Origin of the sequence: Staphylococcus succinus, assembly GCF_029024945.1 — a bacterium.
GTDB classification, from domain to species: domain Bacteria; phylum Bacillota; class Bacilli; order Staphylococcales; family Staphylococcaceae; genus Staphylococcus; species Staphylococcus succinus.
Map to the genome: position 1 here is coordinate 18,634 of NZ_CP118977.1, position 21,308 is coordinate 39,941.

General features: G+C 29.1%; 25 protein-coding genes and 3 pseudogenes. 13 read left to right on the plus strand and 15 right to left on the minus strand.

Features of this window, described 5'->3' with window-relative positions; all coding sequences use genetic code 11:
* Positions 1 to 2: 2 nt before the first annotated feature.
* Positions 3 to 500: pseudogene (locus PYW31_RS13370) on the plus strand (recombinase family protein); the annotation flags it as partial.
* A 306-nt stretch (positions 501 to 806) separates the two neighbouring features.
* Here the strand turns inward: PYW31_RS13370 and arsC are convergent.
* From arsC to arsD, 6 genes are read right to left on the minus strand one after another with little or no spacing between them, the layout of a single operon-like run.
* Positions 807 to 1,202 carry an arsenate reductase (thioredoxin) gene (arsC, locus tag PYW31_RS13375; protein WP_046836473.1) on the minus strand — a complete coding sequence of 132 codons (396 nt, stop codon included), beginning with the start codon at positions 1,200 to 1,202 and terminating at the stop codon, positions 807 to 809.
* A gap of 17 nt (positions 1,203 to 1,219) precedes the next feature.
* On the minus strand, positions 1,220 to 2,512 hold the full coding sequence (gene arsB, locus PYW31_RS13380) for an arsenite efflux transporter membrane subunit ArsB (protein WP_082104705.1): 1,293 nt from the start codon (positions 2,510 to 2,512) through the stop codon (positions 1,220 to 1,222).
* Complete coding sequence (locus PYW31_RS13385) at positions 2,512 to 2,826, minus strand: ArsR/SmtB family transcription factor (RefSeq protein ID WP_002509693.1); 315 nt, start codon at positions 2,824 to 2,826, stop codon at positions 2,512 to 2,514. Before PYW31_RS13385 ends, arsB begins: the two co-directional genes overlap by 1 nt.
* A complete protein-coding gene (locus PYW31_RS13390) occupies positions 2,823 to 4,487 on the minus strand; it encodes an FAD-dependent oxidoreductase (protein ID WP_046466206.1) in 1,665 nt (554 codons plus the stop codon). The genes PYW31_RS13385 and PYW31_RS13390 overlap by 4 nt, the downstream gene beginning before the upstream one ends.
* Positions 4,487 to 6,208, minus strand: a complete 1,722-nt coding sequence (arsA, locus tag PYW31_RS13395) for an arsenical pump-driving ATPase (RefSeq protein ID WP_173020196.1) — start codon at positions 6,206 to 6,208, stop codon at positions 4,487 to 4,489. Before arsA ends, PYW31_RS13390 begins: the two co-directional genes overlap by 1 nt.
* Positions 6,195 to 6,542, minus strand: coding sequence for an arsenite efflux transporter metallochaperone ArsD (gene arsD / locus PYW31_RS13400; RefSeq protein ID WP_013730043.1), 348 nt, complete (start codon positions 6,540 to 6,542; stop codon positions 6,195 to 6,197). The genes arsA and arsD overlap by 14 nt, the downstream gene beginning before the upstream one ends.
* 284 nt (positions 6,543 to 6,826) lie before the next feature.
* Between arsD and PYW31_RS13405 the strand changes: the two genes are divergently transcribed.
* The 4 genes from PYW31_RS13405 (at position 6,827) to PYW31_RS13420 (ending at position 8,514) form a co-directional block, all read left to right on the plus strand.
* Complete coding sequence (locus PYW31_RS13405) at positions 6,827 to 7,021, plus strand: hypothetical protein (RefSeq protein WP_002509689.1); 195 nt, start codon at positions 6,827 to 6,829, stop codon at positions 7,019 to 7,021.
* A 49-nt stretch (positions 7,022 to 7,070) separates the two neighbouring features.
* Positions 7,071 to 7,391 carry an ArsR/SmtB family transcription factor gene (locus PYW31_RS13410; protein ID WP_002509688.1) on the plus strand — a complete coding sequence of 107 codons (321 nt, stop codon included), beginning with the start codon at positions 7,071 to 7,073 and terminating at the stop codon, positions 7,389 to 7,391.
* 90 nt (positions 7,392 to 7,481) lie between these two features.
* Positions 7,482 to 8,366, plus strand: a complete 885-nt coding sequence (locus PYW31_RS13415) for a permease (RefSeq protein WP_002509687.1) — start codon at positions 7,482 to 7,484, stop codon at positions 8,364 to 8,366.
* Between the two features lie 13 nt (positions 8,367 to 8,379).
* Positions 8,380 to 8,514 (plus strand): hypothetical protein, encoded by a 135-nt coding sequence (locus tag PYW31_RS13420; RefSeq protein WP_002509686.1) that lies wholly within the window; start codon positions 8,380 to 8,382, stop codon positions 8,512 to 8,514.
* Between the two features lie 118 nt (positions 8,515 to 8,632).
* On the opposite strand, the gene PYW31_RS13425 is transcribed toward PYW31_RS13420, so the two are convergent.
* Positions 8,633 to 9,367: a DUF536 domain-containing protein gene (locus tag PYW31_RS13425; RefSeq protein ID WP_046466204.1), complete on the minus strand. Its 735-nt coding sequence runs from the start codon at positions 9,365 to 9,367 to the stop codon at positions 8,633 to 8,635.
* Between the two features lie 418 nt (positions 9,368 to 9,785).
* On the opposite strand from PYW31_RS13425, the gene PYW31_RS13430 reads away from it, so the two are divergent.
* Both PYW31_RS13430 and PYW31_RS13435 read left to right on the plus strand, forming a co-directional pair.
* The gene (locus PYW31_RS13430) at positions 9,786 to 10,757 is read left to right on the plus strand and encodes a replication initiator protein A (protein ID WP_002508634.1); all 972 of its coding nucleotides are present in this window, start codon (positions 9,786 to 9,788) and stop codon (positions 10,755 to 10,757) included.
* A 15-nt stretch (positions 10,758 to 10,772) separates the two neighbouring features.
* Positions 10,773 to 11,070 (plus strand): annotated as a pseudogene (locus PYW31_RS13435) (protein rep); the annotation flags it as partial.
* 139 nt (positions 11,071 to 11,209) lie between these two features.
* Here PYW31_RS13435 and PYW31_RS13440 read toward each other — a convergent pair.
* Entirely contained in the window at positions 11,210 to 11,410 is a 201-nt protein-coding gene (locus tag PYW31_RS13440) for a hypothetical protein (RefSeq protein ID WP_046836462.1), read from the minus strand.
* A gap of 527 nt (positions 11,411 to 11,937) precedes the next feature.
* Between PYW31_RS13440 and cadD the strand changes: the two genes are divergently transcribed.
* Both cadD and PYW31_RS13450 read left to right on the plus strand, forming a co-directional pair.
* Positions 11,938 to 12,555 (plus strand): cadmium resistance transporter CadD, encoded by a 618-nt coding sequence (cadD, locus tag PYW31_RS13445; protein ID WP_002508636.1) that lies wholly within the window; start codon positions 11,938 to 11,940, stop codon positions 12,553 to 12,555.
* Between the two features lie 18 nt (positions 12,556 to 12,573).
* The gene (locus tag PYW31_RS13450; protein ID WP_002508637.1) at positions 12,574 to 12,921 is read left to right on the plus strand and encodes an ArsR/SmtB family transcription factor; all 348 of its coding nucleotides are present in this window, start codon (positions 12,574 to 12,576) and stop codon (positions 12,919 to 12,921) included.
* A gap of 379 nt (positions 12,922 to 13,300) precedes the next feature.
* Here the strand turns inward: PYW31_RS13450 and PYW31_RS13455 are convergent, their stop codons facing one another.
* A complete protein-coding gene (locus tag PYW31_RS13455) occupies positions 13,301 to 13,537 on the minus strand; it encodes a hypothetical protein (RefSeq protein WP_002512576.1) in 237 nt (78 codons plus the stop codon).
* Positions 13,538 to 13,990: 453 nt separating this feature from the next.
* The gene (locus PYW31_RS13460) at positions 13,991 to 14,437 is read right to left on the minus strand and encodes a hypothetical protein (RefSeq protein ID WP_235602289.1); all 447 of its coding nucleotides are present in this window, start codon (positions 14,435 to 14,437) and stop codon (positions 13,991 to 13,993) included.
* Positions 14,438 to 14,710: 273 nt separating this feature from the next.
* On the opposite strand from PYW31_RS13460, the gene PYW31_RS13465 reads away from it, so the two are divergent.
* Together PYW31_RS13465 and PYW31_RS13470 are read left to right on the plus strand one after the other, a co-directional pair.
* Entirely contained in the window at positions 14,711 to 14,953 is a 243-nt protein-coding gene (locus tag PYW31_RS13465) for a hypothetical protein (protein WP_046836463.1), read from the plus strand.
* A gap of 1,040 nt (positions 14,954 to 15,993) precedes the next feature.
* Entirely contained in the window at positions 15,994 to 16,086 is a 93-nt protein-coding gene (locus PYW31_RS13470) for a type I toxin-antitoxin system Fst family toxin (protein WP_107519008.1), read from the plus strand.
* 141 nt (positions 16,087 to 16,227) lie between these two features.
* On the opposite strand, the gene PYW31_RS13475 is transcribed toward PYW31_RS13470, so the two are convergent.
* Positions 16,228 to 16,488, minus strand: a complete 261-nt coding sequence (locus PYW31_RS13475; protein ID WP_201035635.1) for a hypothetical protein — start codon at positions 16,486 to 16,488, stop codon at positions 16,228 to 16,230.
* 157 nt (positions 16,489 to 16,645) lie between these two features.
* Here PYW31_RS13475 and PYW31_RS13480 point away from each other — a divergent pair, with 157 nt between their 5' ends.
* Positions 16,646 to 16,855: a hypothetical protein gene (locus PYW31_RS13480; RefSeq protein WP_002508677.1), complete on the plus strand. Its 210-nt coding sequence runs from the start codon at positions 16,646 to 16,648 to the stop codon at positions 16,853 to 16,855.
* A 914-nt stretch (positions 16,856 to 17,769) separates the two neighbouring features.
* The gene (locus tag PYW31_RS13485) at positions 17,770 to 18,807 is read left to right on the plus strand and encodes a 2,3-butanediol dehydrogenase (RefSeq protein ID WP_002508679.1); all 1,038 of its coding nucleotides are present in this window, start codon (positions 17,770 to 17,772) and stop codon (positions 18,805 to 18,807) included.
* 123 nt (positions 18,808 to 18,930) lie between these two features.
* Here the strand turns inward: PYW31_RS13485 and PYW31_RS13490 are convergent, their stop codons facing one another.
* The 4 genes and pseudogenes from PYW31_RS13490 to PYW31_RS13505 all read right to left on the minus strand — a co-directional run.
* Entirely contained in the window at positions 18,931 to 19,305 is a 375-nt protein-coding gene (locus tag PYW31_RS13490; protein WP_046836464.1) for a hypothetical protein, read from the minus strand.
* A gap of 7 nt (positions 19,306 to 19,312) precedes the next feature.
* Positions 19,313 to 19,837 carry an acyl-CoA thioesterase gene (locus tag PYW31_RS13495; protein WP_046836465.1) on the minus strand — a complete coding sequence of 175 codons (525 nt, stop codon included), beginning with the start codon at positions 19,835 to 19,837 and terminating at the stop codon, positions 19,313 to 19,315.
* 110 nt (positions 19,838 to 19,947) lie between these two features.
* Positions 19,948 to 20,835, minus strand: a complete 888-nt coding sequence (locus tag PYW31_RS13500; protein WP_046836466.1) for a LysR family transcriptional regulator — start codon at positions 20,833 to 20,835, stop codon at positions 19,948 to 19,950.
* Between the two features lie 48 nt (positions 20,836 to 20,883).
* Positions 20,884 to 21,195: pseudogene (locus PYW31_RS13505) on the minus strand (recombinase family protein); the annotation flags it as partial.
* Positions 21,196 to 21,308: the final 113 nt, after the last annotated feature.

The window sequence follows — 21,308 nt, forward strand, 5'->3', positions numbered from 1 at the left end:
AAAACGAACAAAAAAAGAAAATCGAAACCCATACAAATGAAATTGTTGAAGAAATTCATGCTAATAATAAAAATAGAAATGAATTAGATGTTCTTTTAAGCAAGAAACTAGTGACGGGTGATAAGTTATATATTACGGATTTATGTATACTTGCAGATTCTACGAAGCATTTAGTAGATATATTAGATTATCTTTCACAAGAGGAAATATCTTTATATGTAATCAATTTAAATCGATATATTTATAAAGATATCAAAGGGGAATTTCTAGAAATATTACATAATATTACAGACTTTCAAAGTGACATCGTTAAATTTAGAACACGAGCAGGATTAGAAAATTACGCAAAAAAAGGAAAAACTTTAGGTAGACCCAAACGCGATGATAATAACCTTAGAGATGCTATTGAGATGTATATGAGCAAAAAATACACTTTAGATGAGATAAAAGAACAGACAAATATAAGTAGAGCAACCTTGTATCGTCATCTAGATAAATAAGAGGTGATGAACGTTGTTAAAACAAGATTTAGTGTATAATGTACTGTTATCGATTAGAGAAGAATAAAGTGTAGATTTTAAAACTTTAGATGTAAGCGAAAAAATTTTTTATTAGCACTTGAAAGCATAGCGAGGCAAGATTTAGCAAAAAATATAGAGTTATTCTACAATGGGTGTTTTCCTATATGTGGCACAACAATATATGCAGAACTAACAGAAAAAGGTAAGCAGCAAATATCATTATATAAAACAGAGGATAAGCACATATAACAATGCTTATCCTCTGTTTTTGAATTTTATATTAACTTAATTATCATAAAATTGCTTGATCTTTTGACCTATTTCATCTCTTACACGTTGAAATTCTGACCAAGATTTACCTGCTGGGTCATCAAAGCCCCAATGTTCTTTTTTTACATTAGGCGGGATGACTGGACAATTCTCATCAGCATCACTACAAAGTGTAACAACTAGGTCTGATTGTCTTAAAATTTTATTATCAATTAAATCAGAAGTATGGTTTGATATGTCAATATCCATTTCTTTCATAGCTTCTATCGCCTTAGGATTTACGCCATGCGTTTCGATACCTGCTGAGTAAACATTCCATTCTTCGCCGAGTATTTCTCTTCCCCAGCCCTCAGCCATTTGACTACGACAAGAATTACCAGTACATATAAAGTAAATTGTTTTCTTATCCATTTATTATTACCTCTCTTTTAAAAAATTATTAGTGTTAAATATAGACCTAATAGGGTTACAAATAAAACAGGGATTGTGATAATAATTCCGGTCTTAAAATAGGTTCCCCAAGAAATCTTGACACCTTTTTGAGTTAGTACGTGTAACCAAAGAAGTGTGGCTAACGAACCAATTGGTGTTATCTTAGGCCCCAAATCAGATCCGATAATATTCGCATAAATCATACCTTCTTTTAATATTCCTGTAGCACTCGATTGACCAATTGCTATTGCATCTATTAAAACGGTTGGCATGTTATTCATAATAGAGGATAGGAATGCAGCTACAAAGCCCATACCCATAATGCTGCTAAATAAGCCATAACTTGAAATGTTTGTTAGTACATCACCAAGAAGTGTTGTAATGCCCACGTTTTTCAAACCAAATACGACGAGATACATACCAATGGAGAATAAAACAATATTCCATGGCGCACCTTTAATTACTTGTTTCGTATGCACGGCTTTAGATTTACGCGCTAATAATACAAATATTAAAGCAATGATACCAGCAATAATGGATACTGGAATATTTATAAACTCACTTATTAAATAACCAATGAGTAATATACCAAGTACGATCCACGAGATGTTAAAAAGTTTTTTATCTTTAATCGCTTCTCTTGGTTCTCTAATGTTTACTGCATTAAATGTTTTTGGAATAGACTTTTTAAAATATAACCATAAAACAAGAATACTTGCGATCAATGAGAATATATTAGGTATAATCATTTTACTGAAGTATTCAATAAATCCAATATCGAAATAATCTGCGGAAACAATATTAACTAAATTACTGACAATGAGCGGTAATGATGTAGAATCAGCTATAAAACCACTAGCAATAATAAATGGAAATATCGCTTTTTTATCAAATCCTAAACTACGAACCATAGCTAAAACAATAGGAGTAAGTATTAAAGCTGCTCCATCATTTGCGAAGAAAGCTGCTACAACTGAACCTAATAGCATGATAAAGATAAACATTTTCAATCCGCTACCTTTTGATGCTCTCACCATATGTATAGCAGACCATTCAAAGAAGCCAATTTCATCTAATATGAGTGAAATAAGAATAACTGCAACAAAAGTTAAGGTCGCATTCCAAACAATTCCAGTAACTTCTAGTACGTCTGAAAAGCTTACAACGCCAGTGATTATAGCAACTACAGCACCAATTAATGCAGTAATACCAATATCTAGACCTTTAGGTTGCCATATAACAAAAATTAACGTTAATACAAATATTGTGATTGCTAATATCGTCATCATTAACACTCACCTTTCTCTACTGTTTCACATATACATGGGACAGTACTGGAACTCAATAGAGTCAGTCGTGATGTAACGTCATCCAATACGTCATGATTCAATTTGTATAAATTTTTATTACCATCTTTTCTGGATGTAATTAAATTATTGTCTTTTAATACTTTCATATGATGACTTAATGTGGGTTGAGAAAAAGAAAAATGCTCTAATAAATCACAAGCGCATAATTCACCACAAGATAACAAATCTAATATTTCAAGACGGCTACTATCAGCAATCACTTTCAAGTATTGTGATATCTCATTATAATTCAATTTTTCTTCTCCCTTTCTACTTGAAATCTTTTATATCGTTGATAATTTTTATTGCCACCTGATAAATTATATACTTGTTTAAAGCCTAAATTAATAAGTACGTTTTGTGCAGCATTACCAGTAGTACCTTTATTACAATAAGTCACGATTGTTTGATTTTCATCTAACGTTTTTGCATAACTTCTCAACGTTTTCAATGGGACGTTAATCGCTCCATCAACATGATCAACTTCAAATTGCTTTGGAGAACGTACATCTAAAATCAATAAATCATTTTTTTGTTTTACGACTTCTTCAGGCGTTATAATTTTACGTCCCCGAGTAATATTGTGACCAATCATCCCTGTATAAATAACAGGATCTTTAGTTGTAGAAAAAGGAGGTGCATATGCTAAATCTAAATGAAATAAATCTTCTGCTTTGGCACCAAATGTTATAGCAGTAGCTAGTACATCAATTCTCTTGTCTACGCCCTCATACCCAACTATTTGCGCACCAAGTAATTTAGAATTATTTTTATCAAATATAGCTTTAATTACCATTTCTTGACCTTGCATATATTCTGGACGATTCGGTTTCACATTGTGTAATACATCAATATCAATTTCTAACTCAACAGCTTCTTTTTCGGTTAAACCTGTCTGGGCAATTGTCATATCAAAGATACGGACAATGCCTGTGCCTAAAATGCCTTTATGTTCTAGATTTCCACCAGTTAATCGATCTCCTAAAATACGACCCATTTTATTTGCTGTAGAACCTAGCGGTCTATATATAGGATTACCAGTAATTAAATTATAACTTTCTGCTGCATCACCAATTGCATATATATGAGGAATATTTGTTTCCAAATACTTATTGGTTTGTATTGCTCCAGATTCTCCAATATTAATACCAATTTCTTTAGCTAATTTAGTATTTGGTGTGACACCAATCCCAATAATGATTAAGTCTGTATCAATTAATTCGCCAGTTTTTAAGCTGACTCTATTTATCGTATGATTCTCATCATAATCAATAATGTCAATTTCATTATAGGTATATACGTTAGCTTTATCTTCAATATATTCTTGAATCATAAAACTCATATCGTAGTCTAAATGAGGCATAAAAGTGTTACGTTGAACAATTGAAGTGTTGTAATTAGATAATTGTTCTAACATCTCTAAACCAATAAATCCACCGCCAACGATTGTTATATTCTGAACATCATGGTCATTAATATAATTATAAATTGCTTTGGCATCATTAATATTTTTAACTTTAAACACATTATTATATTCTTCGCTATTTAATTGAGGGAGTTCTTTAGGCGATGAACCTGTTGCTAATACTAATTCGTCATATTTTTGAATCATCTTTTCATCATTTACTAAATTAGTAACTGTTATTGTTTGATCACTATCATTTATCTTATTCACTTCATATTCTGTATAAATATCTATATTAAAGCGTTCTTTAAACCATTTAGCATTTCGTGGCGTGAGTTCATCAATATCAGATACATTACCTCCTATATAGTAGGGGATACCACATACGGAATACGAAATATCACTACCTTTATCAAAAACGGTAATTTCAACATCTTCACTATTTCTTCTTGCTTTAGCCGCGACACTCGTACCGGCAGCAACTGAACCAATGATAACAATTTTTTTCATTATTCTAACCCTCCATAAGGTATGACAAAGTAATTATTAAGACTTTCATTTTTAATCTTGTTTATCCAAATCGATTCATCTTCTTTTTTGTTACTAAAAAGGTCATCACGTTGATTTAGCGTAACTAATGATTGATTAACGACCCACCAATTATGTCCTATATCGGCTCTATTTAAATCTTCTACTAAACGTTTAGATTCTAAATAAGGTGTTTTTTCTGCTAGTGTTACGATTATCATCTGTGTTAAATCTTGATTTTGAATTTTAGGTAATAACGTTTCAACATTACTGGTAGTTTGAGTTGATTTTTTCTTTAGTTCTTTATGGTGATTTTCACTAGAATCAAGTAACAACAAGGTATGGCCTGTAGGAGCTGTATCTACAATTACGTAATCCATGTCTTCTTGATTCTCCATAATGTCACTAAAGGCTTTGAAAAATGCTATTTCTTCTGTACAAGGTGATTTTAAATCTTCCATAATATAATCAATATCGTCTTGTGGTGTATCATCATTCACTGTGGCTAATATTTCTTTTTTATACTTTTCTAATGCTTGTTCTTCATCAATATAAGCAGTATTTAAATTACTTGTGGTTTCAACATTAATTTCTTTAGTAGGGTCAGTCGTTGCTAAAAGAATACGATGTCCTTTATTAGATAATTCTGTAGCTAATTGCGTTGCTACTGTCGTTTTACCAACGCCACCTTTTCCCATTGTAAATAAATATTGAACTTTACTATTTTCAATTTCATCTATTAATTTATTGAATTGCGGATGATCTTCAACAATAAAGTCATCATTTTCAATTAAGTTATCATCATTTAATAGATTAGTTAAACTTTCTATACCTTCTTCTTTCTGCTTTTTATATGGAACGTAATAAGCATGATTGTTATTTAACCATTCAGTAAAATGATTAATGTTTTTATCTTGTTCTGATTTCATCTGACTCGAAATTAAACCGTGACTTTCTTCTATATAGTTGTTAATGACTACTTTGAATTTAGAAATTGATAGTTGTTGTAATTCTTGTTGCGCTCTTTGAATTTCATATATAGAAGAGTGGTTAGGTTTCGCAACTAAGATCATGGTCGTATCGTCTTGGTTACGTAGTTTTTCAAGTGCTGAATTATATTTACCTCTATTTTCATTTAAACCCGATAATTGACCTAAGCAAGAAGCGTCATTACTCGTTGTATTTAAATAATCTGTCCATGCAGAAGGTAATTCAAGCATTCTCAAGGTGTGACCTGTTGGAGCTGTATCAAATATAATGAAATCAAATTCTTGTTCTAAAGTTTTATCGGATAAAAAATTTGTAAATTCATTAAATGCTGCTACTTCAACTGTACACGAACCACTTAACTGTTCTTTCATCTCAGAAAGCACATCTTCTGGTAGAATACCCTCATAAGGTTCTATAGCTTGTGCTTTATAATCGTCTGCAGCAGCAATCGGGTCAAAATTGGCTATAGAGAGATTAGGTATAGGTTGATATGTAGTTAATTTATTAGATAATTCCATTTGAAATACATCTTGTAAATTACTAGCTGGATCAGTACTTACTAAAGCTACTTTCTTTCCATTCTCTGCTAAGTTTAAAGCAATAGAACTTGATATCGTCGTTTTGCCTACGCCACCTTTACCAGTAAAAAACAAATATTTTGTTAACTCAACATTATCTAAATTCAATTTATTTAAGTATTTAACAGCATCCATCTCCACCACAGCATCCTCCATTTCTCATCTGATTAACCGTAATAATTTCATCGGCTTCTTCTTGGGTAATATAAGTACCCGTTTTAGCTATATTGCCTTCTATAAAAGTGATTGGTAAAACTTCATTACCTTTTTCTTGAATTAAACGAATAGCTTCTTTATTTTTAATAAATTCATTCGGATTATTACTCATATTATAACGTTGAACTTCTATTTGATTTTGTTTTAAATATTCATTGATTTGGTTCGTCTTTATTAGTGTTTCATCCGGTTCTGGACCACATACGCCAGTAGAACAGCACATAGCTTCTTCGTATATTTCAATATTTAACATTATACTCACCTCATTAATTATTTTACTACCATAGATTAGCATCTATATAGATTAGTGTCTATGTATTGATTTGGATTTTTAAAATTTAACTTAATTTGAGTTTCTAATAATATAGTTAGGAAGAAAATATTTTTACTATTGCTGTGGAGCATGTCTAAGTTTATGTGAAATTATAGTTTTTTAATCTTGCAATAATGTATATATTGATTTATATTTAATATATCAAAAAAAATTGATATATTAAATGGAATAAAATTATTTAGACAATAAGGAGGTGTGCCTGATTGCGAGTAAACCACGCAAGTACTTTATCTGTTGGTTACTTTGTAAGTTATTTAAATCTTGTTATGGTATCAAGAGAAGTCACTTTAAAAGAAGCTACAATATATATGGAGAAGGAGTTCTTTAAAGGTAATATTCATCAGTATGGTGAATCAACAGAAAATAACTACAAACAAGCAATACAAGAATTGAAATAAAAATAATATAAACTCTAATCAAATATTATAAAAAAGGGGTGTTCTTTTTATGGAAGTTATTAAAGCAAAAACTGATATGAATGAAGATGAACAATTAGCTTTTTATGAAAGCATGTTTAATGCACTTGCTGACAAAAATAGATTAAAAATACTTAATCAAATTAGTCAAAGCCCTAATAAATCACTATGTGTATGCGACTTAGAGGAGTTATTAGATTTAAAACAATCTAAAATTTCATATCATTTAAAAAAACTAGTAAGTGCACAGATTTTAATACCTGAAAAATACGGTACTTGGAACTACTACAAAATCAATGAAGCACAAATTCAAGTTGTATTAACTGAAGATACTTGCTGTAAAATATTATAGGATTTATCTTATTACACATCATATTAATCAACTTTTTTTAATTTATATATCAAAAAAAGTTGATTAAATAAATTCAGAGGAATTATACTAATGACAGATTCAATCATAGAATTCATAAAAACATTTTTAATGTTATTTTTTGAATTGTTAGCATTATTTATAGTTGTAAGTTTTATTGTAAGTTTAATTCAACAAGTAGTATCAGAAGATAAAATACAAAAGCTTTTAAGCAAACCAAATAAAGCAACCAACTATGTATTAGGAATGATTTTTGGTGCTATAACACCATTTTGTTCTTGTTCTACTATTCCTATACTTGCAGGTTTGTTAAACTCTAAAGTTCCGTTTGGTCCAGCTATGAGTTTCTTAATCGCTTCGCCACTCATGAATCCACTCATGATATTTATGCTATGGATTTTATTAGGGTGGAAAGTTGCTGTTGTTTATTTTGTTGTATTAGCGATATTCAGCATTTTAACTGGCCTTGTTTTTTCAAAAGTGAATTTAGCAGAGAGTTATAAAGGCGTTAATGTCAAAGGTGATGGATTTTTCACTAATAAATCAGGATCTCGTGTTAAGCAAGCGCTAAATGATGCTTGGGCTTTCCTATATCCAATGTTACCTTATTTAATTATTGGTGTATTTATCGGTGCATTTATTTATGGATTTATTCCAGAAAGCTTTATAACACAATATGCGAGTGGCGATAGTATTATCTCTGTTATTATTGCTTCTGTTATTGGTATACCTATGTATATTAGACCAGAAACAATGCTTCCTATAGCTGAAGCTTTAGTATCTAAAGGTATGTCACTGGGAACAGTCGTAGCATTAATTATAGGTGGCGCAGGAGCAAGTATTCCTGAAGTTGTATTGTTATCTAAATTATTTAAAAAGAAATTTGTAATATCTTTTGTTATAGCAATTTTAGTCGTAGCTATTGCTACTGGTCTAATTGTTAACTTAATCATTTAAGGAGGTGAAGTAAATGGGTATCAAAGACGCATTAAAAAAATTAAAACCTCAAGAACAGTCATGTTGTTCAGTTGAAATTGAAGAGAAAACAGACAAAAAAGACGAAAATAATGAGAAAAAAGAAAATGGTAATAAAAATTGTTGCTAACATTAAAAAAGTTCTGTTTGATTTTGCATTTATTAACATAATCGATGATTATCAGAAGTTCGATTCACATAAAAAAGCACGACAAGTTCATAAACTTGTCGTGCCTTTTTAATTACAATTAGTTACCAAATAAACGACTCCAAAACCCTTTTTTAGGGGGCTGTTCTCCCCTATCCTCATTCTCACTCTCTATTTCTTCAGATGGTTTATCATCTTTTGCTAATACTTTTTCGTTTGTACTGTCATCTTTTTTCTCTTCAGCTACATCTTTATGTTGTACTTCTGTTGGCTGTTCATCTTCTTCTTCTTGATTAATATCTTTAGATTCTTCGGTAAATGTTGCTTCTTGCGCATTAACGTTTTGTCTATCATTAACAGATGTATCAAAGGAATAATTAAGCTGTCTTTCTTCCTCTAATTGATTCTCCAATTTTTGAATCTTCTTATTACTCTCTAATGCCAATACTTGCTGATTCTCAAGTAATTTTGATCTTTCCTGCAACTCTTTTCTGTAGAATTCAATTGTTGTTTCATGACGATTTTCTTGTTTTTCAATTTGATCATTCAAAGTATCAATCTGATTTTTAAGGATTTCTACTATTTGAGTATCACTTTTGGATTCAACATTAATATTATCTGACTCTTTTTTTTGTTTGTCTTCAGTAGTACTTTCAAAACCATATTTCTTTTTATTTTCATTTACTCTTTGAATAATTTTTTCTATATCGGTATCTTCTTTAATAAACGAAGTGTTTTCCTGTTTTATTGTCTCTATATTCAATCGTTTAATGTTATTGAAAATTGTTTGCTTACTAACCCCTAATTCTTCACTCAATATTTTCACGCTTTTCATATCATCAACCCTTTATAAAATGTTTATAAACCCTTTATAACATATTACAAGCTTGTTATGCTTCATAATAAAGTAATTGGTAAATCAAAAATATACAACCATCAACCCTTTTATCAAGTGTTTATAAAGGGTTGATGGTTGTTGTCAAGGGTTTATAAACCCTTTATCAACCCTTGACAAACCTACATTTTCCCTTTTATAAGCTTATTCAAAGTGCTATAATAACCTTAATACAACAAAAACCCCAACTACTGGTAATAGTCGGGGTTTGGTAATAAAACGTTGCAGCACGTTTATAAATATTTTGATATCTGTATTATATACAACTATATCATCAAAGTGCAAGCAAAAAATTTATGTGTTCTTGTAATGTTTTATTACCTCTATCCAAAATTTGAATAGGAAAGGGGTTTTTATTATGTCTAGAAAAAACATAAAAAATCAGGCCAGTCAAAATTTCTATATGCTACATAAAGTATTATTTATCAATGAAAAATATAAAAAGTTAAGTGATAGTGCAAAAGTTACCTATGCAATTCTTAATGATAGAGTAAGTTTATCTATTAAAAATAATTGGATAGATCAAAATGGAGATATATATTTTATTTTCACAAATGAAAATCTTCAAGAAGTGTTAGATAAAAGTAAAAATACAATAACCAAAATTAAAAAAGAATTACAAGAAGTGGGTTTATTAGAACAAGTTAAAACTGGATTTAATCGACCAAACAAACTATACCTTCATGAAATTGAAACAAATATAAATATTGAAAAAGAAATACAAAATAGCACTTCAAACAATGACGAATCAAGTGATAGCAAGGAATCCCAAATAATGGGAGTCCAGAATCCCAAACAATGGGAGCCCAGAATCCCAAACAATGGGAGCCCAGAATCCCAAAACTTAGACTCTAATGATACTGACTTAAGTAATACTGATTATATAGAGACTGAGAATAATGATACGCATGATATGAATGATACATACAACAATTCAATAAACAATAATCATTCGAATCATACAAATCATCAACAAACCGAATTTAATAATGATGCGCTTAAGTTTCAAGTCCTCGAAGAATTGCCTCAACAACTTCAAGACTATTTAAGTAAATTTGAAATTAGAGAAATTCGGATTATTAAAAGTGTATTACTCAAAGGTAAAAAATCATTTAATAATGCACATGATACGTATTACCGTTTAGAAGATGTTGAGTTTGAAATTGTAAGTGTGTTGAAACGTTTTAAAGCGATGCTGCTACAAAAGAATGAAACGGTTGAAGCGATGCAAGGGTATTTAATGCAATCCATTAAAGCTGAATTCGAAGAAACACATGCACTTTATATGCGACGTCAAAACATGAAACAACATAATATCTTTAATCAGTAATTCAAATAATCTATAGCAATCAAAGAGGCCTCAAAATATCCGATTAAGTCATCGGATTATTTAACTGGATATAGTAAAAAAAATTCAGGTTAGTAATTTAAAACAAGGTTTATATCGAAAACGTATGTTGAGTTATGGTGGTTTGCTTAAACAAAAACATAAAATTTTAAATTTAGACGATGCCGAAGATGGTAATTTAATTAATACAAGTGACGAAGATAAAACAACAGACGAAGAAGAAAAAGCACATTCAATTACTGCAATTTGGAATTTTGAAAAACAAAATTATTACTTAAAAGATTTGAAACGTTAGCTTAAAAGCTAGCGTTTTTTTATGTATTTTTGCCCCTGCGGGAACTATAGCGTTCAACCGGCATGGTTGCCCAGTTTTACTATGAAAATTTTAATTTGCATGTAGATGGGCAGTGTCTTAAAAATCAACACTGGATTTATTAGAAATTTATGTATGGTTTATCTGCAAAATAAAAATCATAAAGTTTAAGAAATTCGAAATCAGTATCAGAGATATTTTCCATTTTCATAATTTGAATTGTTTTTCTAATTCTTTGGTCGTTTGGAATATCACATAGATCAGAAATTTCTTGTGATGTTTTATCAAATACTGAAAATGTAAATTCAAAGTTTATTGTCATAAAGAACACCTCTTATTTGGCTCATATTTGCGTTTTAAGAAATAAAGACGATTATACAGATATAAAACTATATAAATTTAGAGTTTGCTCTAAATACCCCCTTAAAATGCAAAATAGATATATTAGATTATCAAACGCAAATATGATTTTAGAACGACACCTTTTAGGTGTGTAAGTGCGCCCTTGGATATATAAAATAAAAAGCCAATCCACATAAAAATGGATTGGCTTTTGCAAAGTAGATTATAAAAAACTACTGTTAATAAGCGCCTAAACGTTATAGCCATATTATAACAAGAACACGCATTTATGCCGAGAAAATTTATTTATGTTGAGAAGAACCCTTAACTAAACTTGCAGACGAATGTCGGCATAGCGTGAGCTATTAAGCCGACCATTCGACAAGTTTTGGGATTGTTAAGGGTTCCGAGGCTCAACGTCAATAAAGCAATTGGAATAAAGCATCTATGATTATTTAAAAATATAAGTTACAATATATTCAAAAATATTTTTGAATGAGGTGTATTATGATTCAAACGGTTGTTACTGCTGCTGTTCTTTATATTGCTACAGCAGTTGATTTATTAGTAATTTTATTAATATTTTTTGCTAGAGCAAAGACTAGAAAAGAATATAGAGATATTTATGTTGGTCAATATTTAGGGTCTATTATTTTAATATTAGTTAGTTTGTTTTTAGCTTTTGTATTAAATTATGTTCCAGAGAAGTGGATATTAGGTTTATTGGGTTTAATACCAATTTATCTTGGAATTAAAGTGGCTATTTATGATGATTGTGAAGGAGAAAAGAGAGCTAAAAAAGAATTGAATGAAAAAGGATTGTCTAAATTAGTTGGTACGGTTGCAATTGTTACGATAGCAAGTTGTGGTGCTGATAATATTGGTTTATTTGTTCCGTATTTTGTGACATTAAGTGTTACTAATTTATTAATTACTCTGTTTGTCTTTTTAATTTTAATTTTCTTCTTGGTATTTACTGCACAAAAATTAGCTAATATTCCAGGAGTTGGAGAAATTGTTGAGAAATTTAGTCGTTGGATTATGGCTGTTATTTATATAGCTTTAGGTTTATTTATTATTATTGAAAATGACACTATTCAAACAATTTTAGGATTTATATTTTAATTTAGGGTGTGATTTTATATGAGTTATGAAAATGCTTGTGATGTGATCTGTGTACATGAGGATAAAGTTAACAATGCTTTAAGTTTTTTAGAAGATGATAAATCTAAGAAATTACTTAACATTTTAGAAAAAATTTGTGATGAGAAGAAATTGAAAATCATATTATCTTTGATTAAAGAAGATGAGTTGTGTGTTTGTGATATTTCTTTGATATTGAAAATGAGTGTTGCTTCAACTTCACATCATTTAAGGCTTTTATATAAAAATGAGGTACTTGATTTTTATAAAGATGGAAAGATGGCATATTATTTTATTAAAGACGATGAAATAAGAGAGTTTTTCTCTAAAAATCAGGAGGGTTTTTGAAACGAGTTTCTTCTTGTCTTGATACTATATAGAAATAACTCGATTTTTAAATTATAGCCATAATCCTTGATGCGTAAGGGATTATGGCTCCTTTTATAGTATCTTTTTAGTTTTTATCCTTCTTAGCACGTTGTTTTTACTTTGGAGTTATAGTATCTCTTAAAACAACAAGTATAAAAAATAAACTCCAATAAATAATTGACCCTATAGTTCCAACATCAATAACAAATATTAAAACTATATACCAAATAAGATTGATTACTATAATGAAATTAAAAATGGATCTTGACTTAGGTTTTATCATTTTTATCTTCACCATCTTTTATTTGTTTTCTTGATTCATAAATATTGTAATGTGGCTTTTAAATATAAAGATAAATTAAACCAAAACTAAAATGATCAATATTAAACCCAAAATACCAAGTATCCAACCACTCTTTTTCTTTTTCAAAATTTCTGGGATAGATGCGATTGTAAATGCTATAAGAGAAAATAACATAGGTAAATCGCTATTATCCGAAAGTATAACCATATAAAAAATGGCGATAATTAATAATATAGCAACTAAGATATTAATCGCTTTAGTTAAAAAACTATATTTTTCTTCTTGTTTCAAAAAATCACTTTCGATGTTTAATATTCTTCAAAATTTTCTAAGATATATAAGCAGCTAATTGCTTATATATAACTATATTCCAAGTAGAGATAGAACATATAAAATAAAGAAAAGACCAAAAAAGATCGTTAATATAACACGTTTCTCTAAAGTATATGCTAAGGACCCCATACCAAAAGCTATAGCTATTAAAATATCATTAGTTTTTCAAGAGAGCTTCCACCATAAAAATAATCAATTATTAGACGAAATATAAACAATAATATAGCTAATATTACAAATATCCCACCTAAAATTTTTAAATTACTCGTTAGTTTCGTTTCGTTATTAGTTTTGTTCATTTTATAACCTCTTTTAAAACTATCAATTTTGAAAACTAAATCTATGTTGCTAAAATTACTATCTAAATTAACTTATTAATTGTTAGTCAATATGACTCAAAAATATTTAGAATTATTTCATATGGTAAGCAATTAATGAGATTTTTTCAAAGTAATCGTAATAAATTCTTTGGTTAAAATCATATTTAGGAAATGAAACCCTATCTTGTTTATTAATTAAATTTAAATGAAGTATAAGTGTATAAAATTGATGAATGTATGTTCTATTTTCATCAGGTAAATGACAATGTTTCATAATTTTATTGTGGAGATAGTCAGTGAAATCTTGATTATATTCAGACCATTTTTTATCTATTAAATCTCTAATAGTTAAATTAAAAAAGAAACACATTTCGTCAACGACTTCAAACTTCAATGATTCTTCATTATTTTCTATAATTCCAATTTTTCTTTCCGTATAATAATCTTTCTTCAGTAATTCATTAAGTGAATTTGCTAAACTTTCTCTAGATAATCTTCTATTTAGACGCTCCATTTTTAACTTGTGATTCAATTGCATTGTTAAACATTCCTTTAAGACTTTATATAAAAACCATAGTATAAAATCATGGAATTTAAACCCTGGATGTCGTAGGATTTTTCTACATACTTAACATAAAAATATAAATATAGAAATCATAAAAAGAAGAAAGTATTATATAAAAGAAAGTATATGCTAAATCATGTTGCACAAGCTGTTGTACACGAGTAAAGAGCATAAGGGATATATGCCACCACTTTTTGTGGTGGGTCTGGCGAAGCCAGACATATCAAGGATTTAAAGATTATACCAGTGCCGTCACTTTTTTTCTTTGTTGCACAGGTTGTTGCACCTGTATATAGTGTTGTTGCACATCATGTTGTACCTATATATGGTATTGTTGCACACATTGTACAACATAGTAAAAACAAGAAAATAGTATTATTTGCAGCGATTAATGAGGGAATTACATATGTATTTATTTGGAAATTTTTCTTTAATAATTTCAAAAAGTATAAAGAAAAACATAAGGATTTATTATCCCAAGTGGACTAATTTTAAAATATTTTAAAATATCTTTAAGCTTTTTTATTAGAAATTGGATTGATTTTGTTAGCTCGTATTTGTATGAATTGAACTATCGAAAAGGGTCTTGAATATGCAGTTGAATTTGATAAAAAATAATTCGAAAAGTTTAAATAAAAAGGAGTTTTATTATGAAAAATGCTTTATTTCTTTTGATTTCGTGAATTAAATTTTACACATGTAAGTGATCAAAAATTGATGAACATTAGCAACCAGCATTTTTGGTTGTTTGGGTTTAGAGTTTTGGAATTATTAGGGGTTCCGAGATACAACGTCAATAAAGCAATTGTGTATTGTGGTTTAAATAAAAAGAGGAGTTTTCATTGAGTAAACTTTTATAGGAAATTTGTTGAATGTTATTTTATTATTATGCTTGTTAATGGAATTTATTTATTTAAGAAAGGTGTAGAACAAAAAATAATTCGTATTTTTTATGAGTAAAAAGGGGTTACATTTCTAAAATATTTTTGTTGTGTTTGAAACGAGTATAAACAATTTTCTTCTGGACTTGATATTCTATAAAATAAAAAACTTATGTTTTATATAACGCTGTTAAAAGGCTTGGTCAAAACAGGTTAAAACTTTTCCTTTACTTAATCATCTTAATTTGTTTACTTAAATAAATTAAAGGTATTAATATAATAGCCACCTCGGCTTAACTCTTTGTTTCACACTTACTACTGTTAGCATTAATTGCTAGCAGTAGTTTTTATTTTAATTCTAGAATGATCTTAAAATTTTAAGAAGCACTTTTTGCAATTAAATATTAAATTATGATTTTCACACTTTTTAAGTACTCTTTATTATTTTAAATTGATTTATTAAGTTTTTTTCTGATCTACTTAGAGTGTTTATTCCTTTTGTATTAGCAGTTTATGTTAATAGTTTGGAGCTTTAATTAACATAGTTCAACTTATCGGAAGTACATATGCTTCAAAAGATACAGATGGTATAATAGTGAGGTCGCCTTAACTTCCGGCGGTATTTTCGGCGGAAGGAGGTGAGCATCTGTGGACTTTTTATTCGTAACGGTTATTGCACCTGTGATAACTGGATGTATTGTAGCTTGTTTTACCTATTGGTTAAACCAACGCAATAAATAGGCGACTATCCATATCACATAAAGAGCCCCAACCTACGGCAATAGGTTGGGGCTCGGTGTATATCTATGGACTTTCTATTCGTTACTTGTATTATAACATCATAGTGGAGAGGAATGCAAAATAAGAACAAATATACATAGTTTAAATAAAAATCAATTTACTTGGTTTTACCCCACCTAGTTCATTCACTACTAGTATAGCTCGCGCTATGTCTTCAGCAGTGAATTCATCACTTAAATTAGAAAAAGTATTGTTAGTATCTTTTGCTAATTCTTCTACTTTTATTAAGTTCTTAAAAGAAGCGTCGTGTAAACACATATTACTTAAACTTGTGATCGTTTCTAAGAATTTATAACTAATATCGCTAGATTTAAAACTCTCATTTATGTCTTTGTGTGTCAATGAAAATTTTTGGTATAATTAAGAAAAATGAAGTAGCACGTCGTTTTAAAAATAGGCGGATTTAATTTATAACTTATACATCTGTTAATTTGTATGAAGTTATTTTCTACGTAATTTACATTATAATTTTAAAAACATTTTTAATAAGGGAGACAACATGAATTATAAAAAAGAGATAGAAAAGATGGGCTGGAATGAAGAAGAAATAACCAAAAGGATGAACAGTTTAGCAGATGACGACCCATATTTTAATACAAATGATATAACTCTAAACGCAGAGGATTTGAAGAAACGTTATAAGAATTTCATTGAAACAGATGAAGAGCAAGAATTAGCAGATGTTTTTTTTAATCAAGAAGACAAATGACATGAGTATGTAAAAAGCACCTAAAAGGGTGTTTAAAACAAGGTGTATTCCTCTTGTCCATGTTTATCTTTTTTAGCAAGGGGCAGGGGTTGCAGTCAAAAGATAGGTAATAATAAAATCTTGTTAATGGGTACTATAATCAAAGAATTGACGCTAATGTGAGAAATTTCTGGATATTATTATAAATATTACGTTTTGGCTAAACAACCGCAATAAGTAAGGCGACAGAGCCTTACTATTAAAAGCCCCCCATTCACCAGCCATAGATTGAGGGTCCGGTGATTGATGAGTCTAATATTCATCTCTATTTTAGCTGTTTTATTACTTGTATTATTATTTGGTTTTGTATATGAAGGATATTATCAACATTATTCGTATTTATATAGAAATAGTATGTAAATTTAAAGGCTTGGGCTATGAAATTAAAAAAGATCTTATTAGTATAACTGTTAAAGTATTAACCATTATTACTATAATGTTGACAGGTATAAAGGGGTTTATAGATTAGTCATTTAATAAGGATGAGCTTTCTGGATACGTCTTTATTGCCTTTAGTATTTAAAATTATTGAGTTTGCTTTGCTTTATAAAAACAAACTTATAGGCATTTTTCCGAAGAAGAGTGTTCAATAAAATTGGGGATTTACTATATACATATGATTATAATAATGTTTATTTTGTTTTTAGTTATGCTAAAAAGAGCGATAACTTGAAGTTTTAAATTCGTTAGATGAAACTAGTGACATACTCTAATTAAAGAGATATTAAAATATATTGCAATTTAAAATAATGTATCTTAAGGGGTTACTCTAATCATATAATAATTTAGAAACACTATATAAAAAGGTTAGTTTATTTGAAAGTAATTTTTAAGAGGAATACTATTAAATTAATTAAAAGAAGGAGGTTTTATCAATGAAAGCAGCAGTTTGGTATGGTCAAAAAGATGTACGAATTGAAGACCGAAAATCAAAAGAGTTACAAGATAATGAAGTTAAAGTTAAAGTGTCTTGGGCTGGGATTTGTGGTACAGATTTACATGAATACTTAGAAGGGCCTATATTTATTTCCACAGACAAACCAGACCCGTTACTTGGTCAAAAAGCGCCCGTTACATTAGGCCACGAATTTGCAGGCGTAGTAGATGATATTGGTTCTAAGGTTACAAAATTTAATAAAGGCGATCGTGTTGTCATTAATCCTACAGTTTCAAATCATGAAAAAGAAGAAAATATTGATCTTTATGATGGTTATTCATTTATAGGTTTAGGTTCTGATGGTGGATTTGCAGAACTTACAAACGCCCCAGAAGAGAATGTTTATAAATTACCAGATAACGTTTCTGATAAAGAAGGAGCCCTTGTAGAACCGATGGCTGTTGCAGTTCAAGCAATTAAAGAAGGTGAAGTTCTATTTGGCGACACTGTTGCTATTTTTGGTGCAGGGCCAATCGGTTTGTTAACAGTCATAGCAGCTAAAGCTGCAGGTGCAAGTAAGATATTTGTTTTTGATTTATCAGAAGAAAGATTGAATAAAGCTAAAGCGATTGGTGCTACTCATACTATAAATTCTGGTGAATCAGATCCAAGTGATGTTATTAATAAACATACAGATAATGGAGTTGATGTAGCATTTGAAGTAGCTGGTGTAGCACCAACACTTAAATCTGCTATAGACGTTACTAAAGCAAGAGGTACTGTCGTTATAGTGTCTATATTTGGTCATCCTATTGAATGGAATCCAATGCAATTAACAAATACAGGTGTAAAGCTCACTTCGACAATTGCTTATACACCTACTACATTTCAACAAACAATAGATTTAATTAACGAAGGTAATTTAAAAGTTAAAGATGTCGTTACTGATGAGATAGAGTTAGATGATATTGTGGAGTCAGGATTTAAACAACTTGTAAACGATAAATCACAAGCAAAAATTCTCGTTAAGTTATAAAAGCTAATAAAAGAGCCAATCTAAATCAGAGTGGCTCTTTTATTAGCTAAAATATAGTTTTATTTAGTCAAGTGATTTTTAAATTTTTATAATTTGTTAATCTAAGCATTCTTAATGAACTTATTATTTAATAATTGTATTATTAAATACAAAACCAGGTTCAGCACCTAAAATGATAAGAAATATTTGTGAGTAGTCCACATTTTGGAATTTTAACATCATATCTTTTAAAAACACAAAATCACTATCTTTTTTAACTTTTGCTACTTCTTGTTCATATAATTTTAAAACAGATTCTCTTATTAAAATTGGTCTCTCATTTTGAATATTTTCACGGTTATCTGAAAACATAAGTGCTCCTAAATATTTATAATGGATACTTAATTGTCTTGTCAAACTAGCTATATATTCTAACTTTTCATACATACTAGGAAATTCGTTTCTTAGTTTTTTCAAATCTAACTTAATTTGGTTTAATTCTTCCATTTCATTAATCATTTTATCACTACTCCAATTCCCATGGCTTATTGATATCAAGAGAGTCAATTATATTTTTAGTTTGTGATCTTTTAATTTTTCGCATTTTAGCTCTTGCTTCGCCATCCATAAATAATAATTTTTCTTCTTTGGACTGAGGAGAGATTTTGGGTATTTTAATTGGTTTTTTCTTTTCATCCAAAGCTACAAAAGTAAGAAAAGCTACAGCAGCAATTTTTCTTTCTGCAGTAATCATATCTTCTGAAATGACTTTACAAAATATTTCCATAGATTTTTCTCCTGTATAAACTACATAAGATTCTATACAAACTGAATCAGATTGGGTGATTGGATATAAAAATTCTACTGAATCTGTAGAAGCTGTAACACATTCTTTAACTCTTGCATGTCTTCTAGCTGATAGTGTGGCGTTATTATCAATTTTTTTCATTAACACCCCCCCAAATAGTGTATTATAATTGTTTAAATCATTAATTAATACTTGGTCCGTACTGACAATTTTACTATCACTAGGAACTTTATAATTTTCCATAAAAAACTCCCGTTTCTATAATGTTTTACGTTCTAATTATAGAGCGAGAGTGTATAAATATAAAATATCCTTTTTTTATATAGCTATAAATTTCTCAAATGCTTTTATATTTAATAGTTAATTAAGAATTTTTCTTGGAGAAATTTAATCCAATTTTTTGTTAAAGAATCAACTATAATATCTTTTCTCCAAATAATAGTAAGTTCCCATTTCATGGAAGGTTTATTAATATCGATGACTTGTAAATTATTATCTAATAAGTCTAGTATTCCTTCGGGTAATATACATATCCCTAGATTATTTAATAATATTTCTTCTATGAAGCTCCATTGGGTGGTTTCAAAAATTATATTAGGATTAAAGCCATAATTTCTACATGTATTTTTGATTTTATCGTTTAAATAGAAATCAGAATTAAATAAAATAAATTCTTGTTCTTGTAAATCTTCAATATCAATCTTTGTTTTTTTAGATAATTCATGATTTTTATGAACGACCAGTTTTAATTTTTCTTCTAAAAAAGAGAATATATCAAAGTTTTTATTATTTGTAGGAAGTACAGTAATTCCCATGTCCAAATCGCCATAATATACATCGTTTTCAATTTTTTTACTACCATTTTCAAAAAGTTGAAAAGTTATATTAGGATACATTTCATGAAATTCTGAAATTAAGCCAATTAATATCCTTATATTAATAATAGTAGGGATTCCAATTTTCAAATGTCCCTTTTTTAATTCTAATAAATTACTTAACTCATTAGGGATATTATCATACATTTTAAGCATTTCTTTACATTGGAAAAAGAAAGCTTCTCCTGCGTCAGTTAAGTATATTTGGTTTTTATACCTATTAAATAAATTTACATCTAATTCTTCTTCTAATAATTTAATTGTATTACTAATTGTGGGTTGTGTGATAAAAAGATTAGATGCTGCTTTGGTCATACTTTTTTGCTTTACGACTTCTACAAAATACTGCATATGTCTAAGTTCCAATAAATTTCCTTCCTTTTTATTATTTCTTCACGTTACCAGTTTTTTAAACTAATTATTTTTTATTATTCTGTATACCGTTGAACGACTAACATCTGTCTGTTTAGCAATCTCTTCACCTGTAAGCTTTTGTTCATCATATAAGAATTTAATCTCACGTTTTTTGTGGTCAGGTAATGAAGGCCGTCCACCTTTGCGTCCTCTTGCTCTCGCAGCTTCTAAGCCTTTTTTAGTACGCTCACTTAATAAGTTAGCTTCCAGCTCTGCAAATGCACTCATCATGGTAAAAAACATCTTGCCCATAGCATCTTTGGTCGATACATTCATATCAATAATATGTAAATCAATGCTGTTTTCATCGAAGATTTACAAGAAAATAATTGGAATATTGTCCAAAGTAATGGTAATTCAGGTGAAGCAGATTTCGCTGATGACACCGTTATATTTTCTTCTTCTAATATTTTATCAATAACAAC

What these genes read in the sequence shown, in the direction of transcription:
- arsC (WP_046836473.1), bottom strand. Translation starts at nt 1,202, where the DNA reads ATGGATAAGAAAACAATTTACTTTATATGTACTGGTAATTCTTGTCGT.
- arsB (WP_082104705.1), bottom strand. Translation starts at nt 2,512, where the DNA reads ATGATGACGATATTAGCAATCACAATATTTGTATTAACGTTAATTTTT.
- PYW31_RS13390 (WP_046466206.1), bottom strand. Translation starts at nt 4,487, where the DNA reads ATGAAAAAAATTGTTATCATTGGTTCAGTTGCTGCCGGTACGAGTGTC.
- arsA (WP_173020196.1), bottom strand. Translation starts at nt 6,208, where the DNA reads ATGGATGCTGTTAAATACTTAAATAAATTGAATTTAGATAATGTTGAG.
- arsD (WP_013730043.1), bottom strand. Translation starts at nt 6,542, where the DNA reads ATGTTAAATATTGAAATATACGAAGAAGCTATGTGCTGTTCTACTGGC.
- PYW31_RS13410 (WP_002509688.1), top strand. Translation starts at nt 7,071, where the DNA reads ATGGAAGTTATTAAAGCAAAAACTGATATGAATGAAGATGAACAATTA.
- PYW31_RS13415 (WP_002509687.1), top strand. Translation starts at nt 7,482, where the DNA reads ATGACAGATTCAATCATAGAATTCATAAAAACATTTTTAATGTTATTT.
- PYW31_RS13420 (WP_002509686.1), top strand. Translation starts at nt 8,380, where the DNA reads ATGGGTATCAAAGACGCATTAAAAAAATTAAAACCTCAAGAACAGTCA.
- PYW31_RS13425 (WP_046466204.1), bottom strand. Translation starts at nt 9,367, where the DNA reads ATGAAAAGCGTGAAAATATTGAGTGAAGAATTAGGGGTTAGTAAGCAA.
- PYW31_RS13430 (WP_002508634.1), top strand. Translation starts at nt 9,786, where the DNA reads ATGTCTAGAAAAAACATAAAAAATCAGGCCAGTCAAAATTTCTATATG.
- PYW31_RS13440 (WP_046836462.1), bottom strand. Translation starts at nt 11,410, where the DNA reads ATGACAATAAACTTTGAATTTACATTTTCAGTATTTGATAAAACATCA.
- cadD (WP_002508636.1), top strand. Translation starts at nt 11,938, where the DNA reads ATGATTCAAACGGTTGTTACTGCTGCTGTTCTTTATATTGCTACAGCA.
- PYW31_RS13450 (WP_002508637.1), top strand. Translation starts at nt 12,574, where the DNA reads ATGAGTTATGAAAATGCTTGTGATGTGATCTGTGTACATGAGGATAAA.
- PYW31_RS13460 (WP_235602289.1), bottom strand. Translation starts at nt 14,437, where the DNA reads ATGCAATTGAATCACAAGTTAAAAATGGAGCGTCTAAATAGAAGATTA.
- PYW31_RS13480 (WP_002508677.1), top strand. Translation starts at nt 16,646, where the DNA reads ATGAATTATAAAAAAGAGATAGAAAAGATGGGCTGGAATGAAGAAGAA.
- PYW31_RS13485 (WP_002508679.1), top strand. Translation starts at nt 17,770, where the DNA reads ATGAAAGCAGCAGTTTGGTATGGTCAAAAAGATGTACGAATTGAAGAC.
- PYW31_RS13490 (WP_046836464.1), bottom strand. Translation starts at nt 19,305, where the DNA reads ATGATTAATGAAATGGAAGAATTAAACCAAATTAAGTTAGATTTGAAA.
- PYW31_RS13495 (WP_046836465.1), bottom strand. Translation starts at nt 19,837, where the DNA reads ATGGAAAATTATAAAGTTCCTAGTGATAGTAAAATTGTCAGTACGGAC.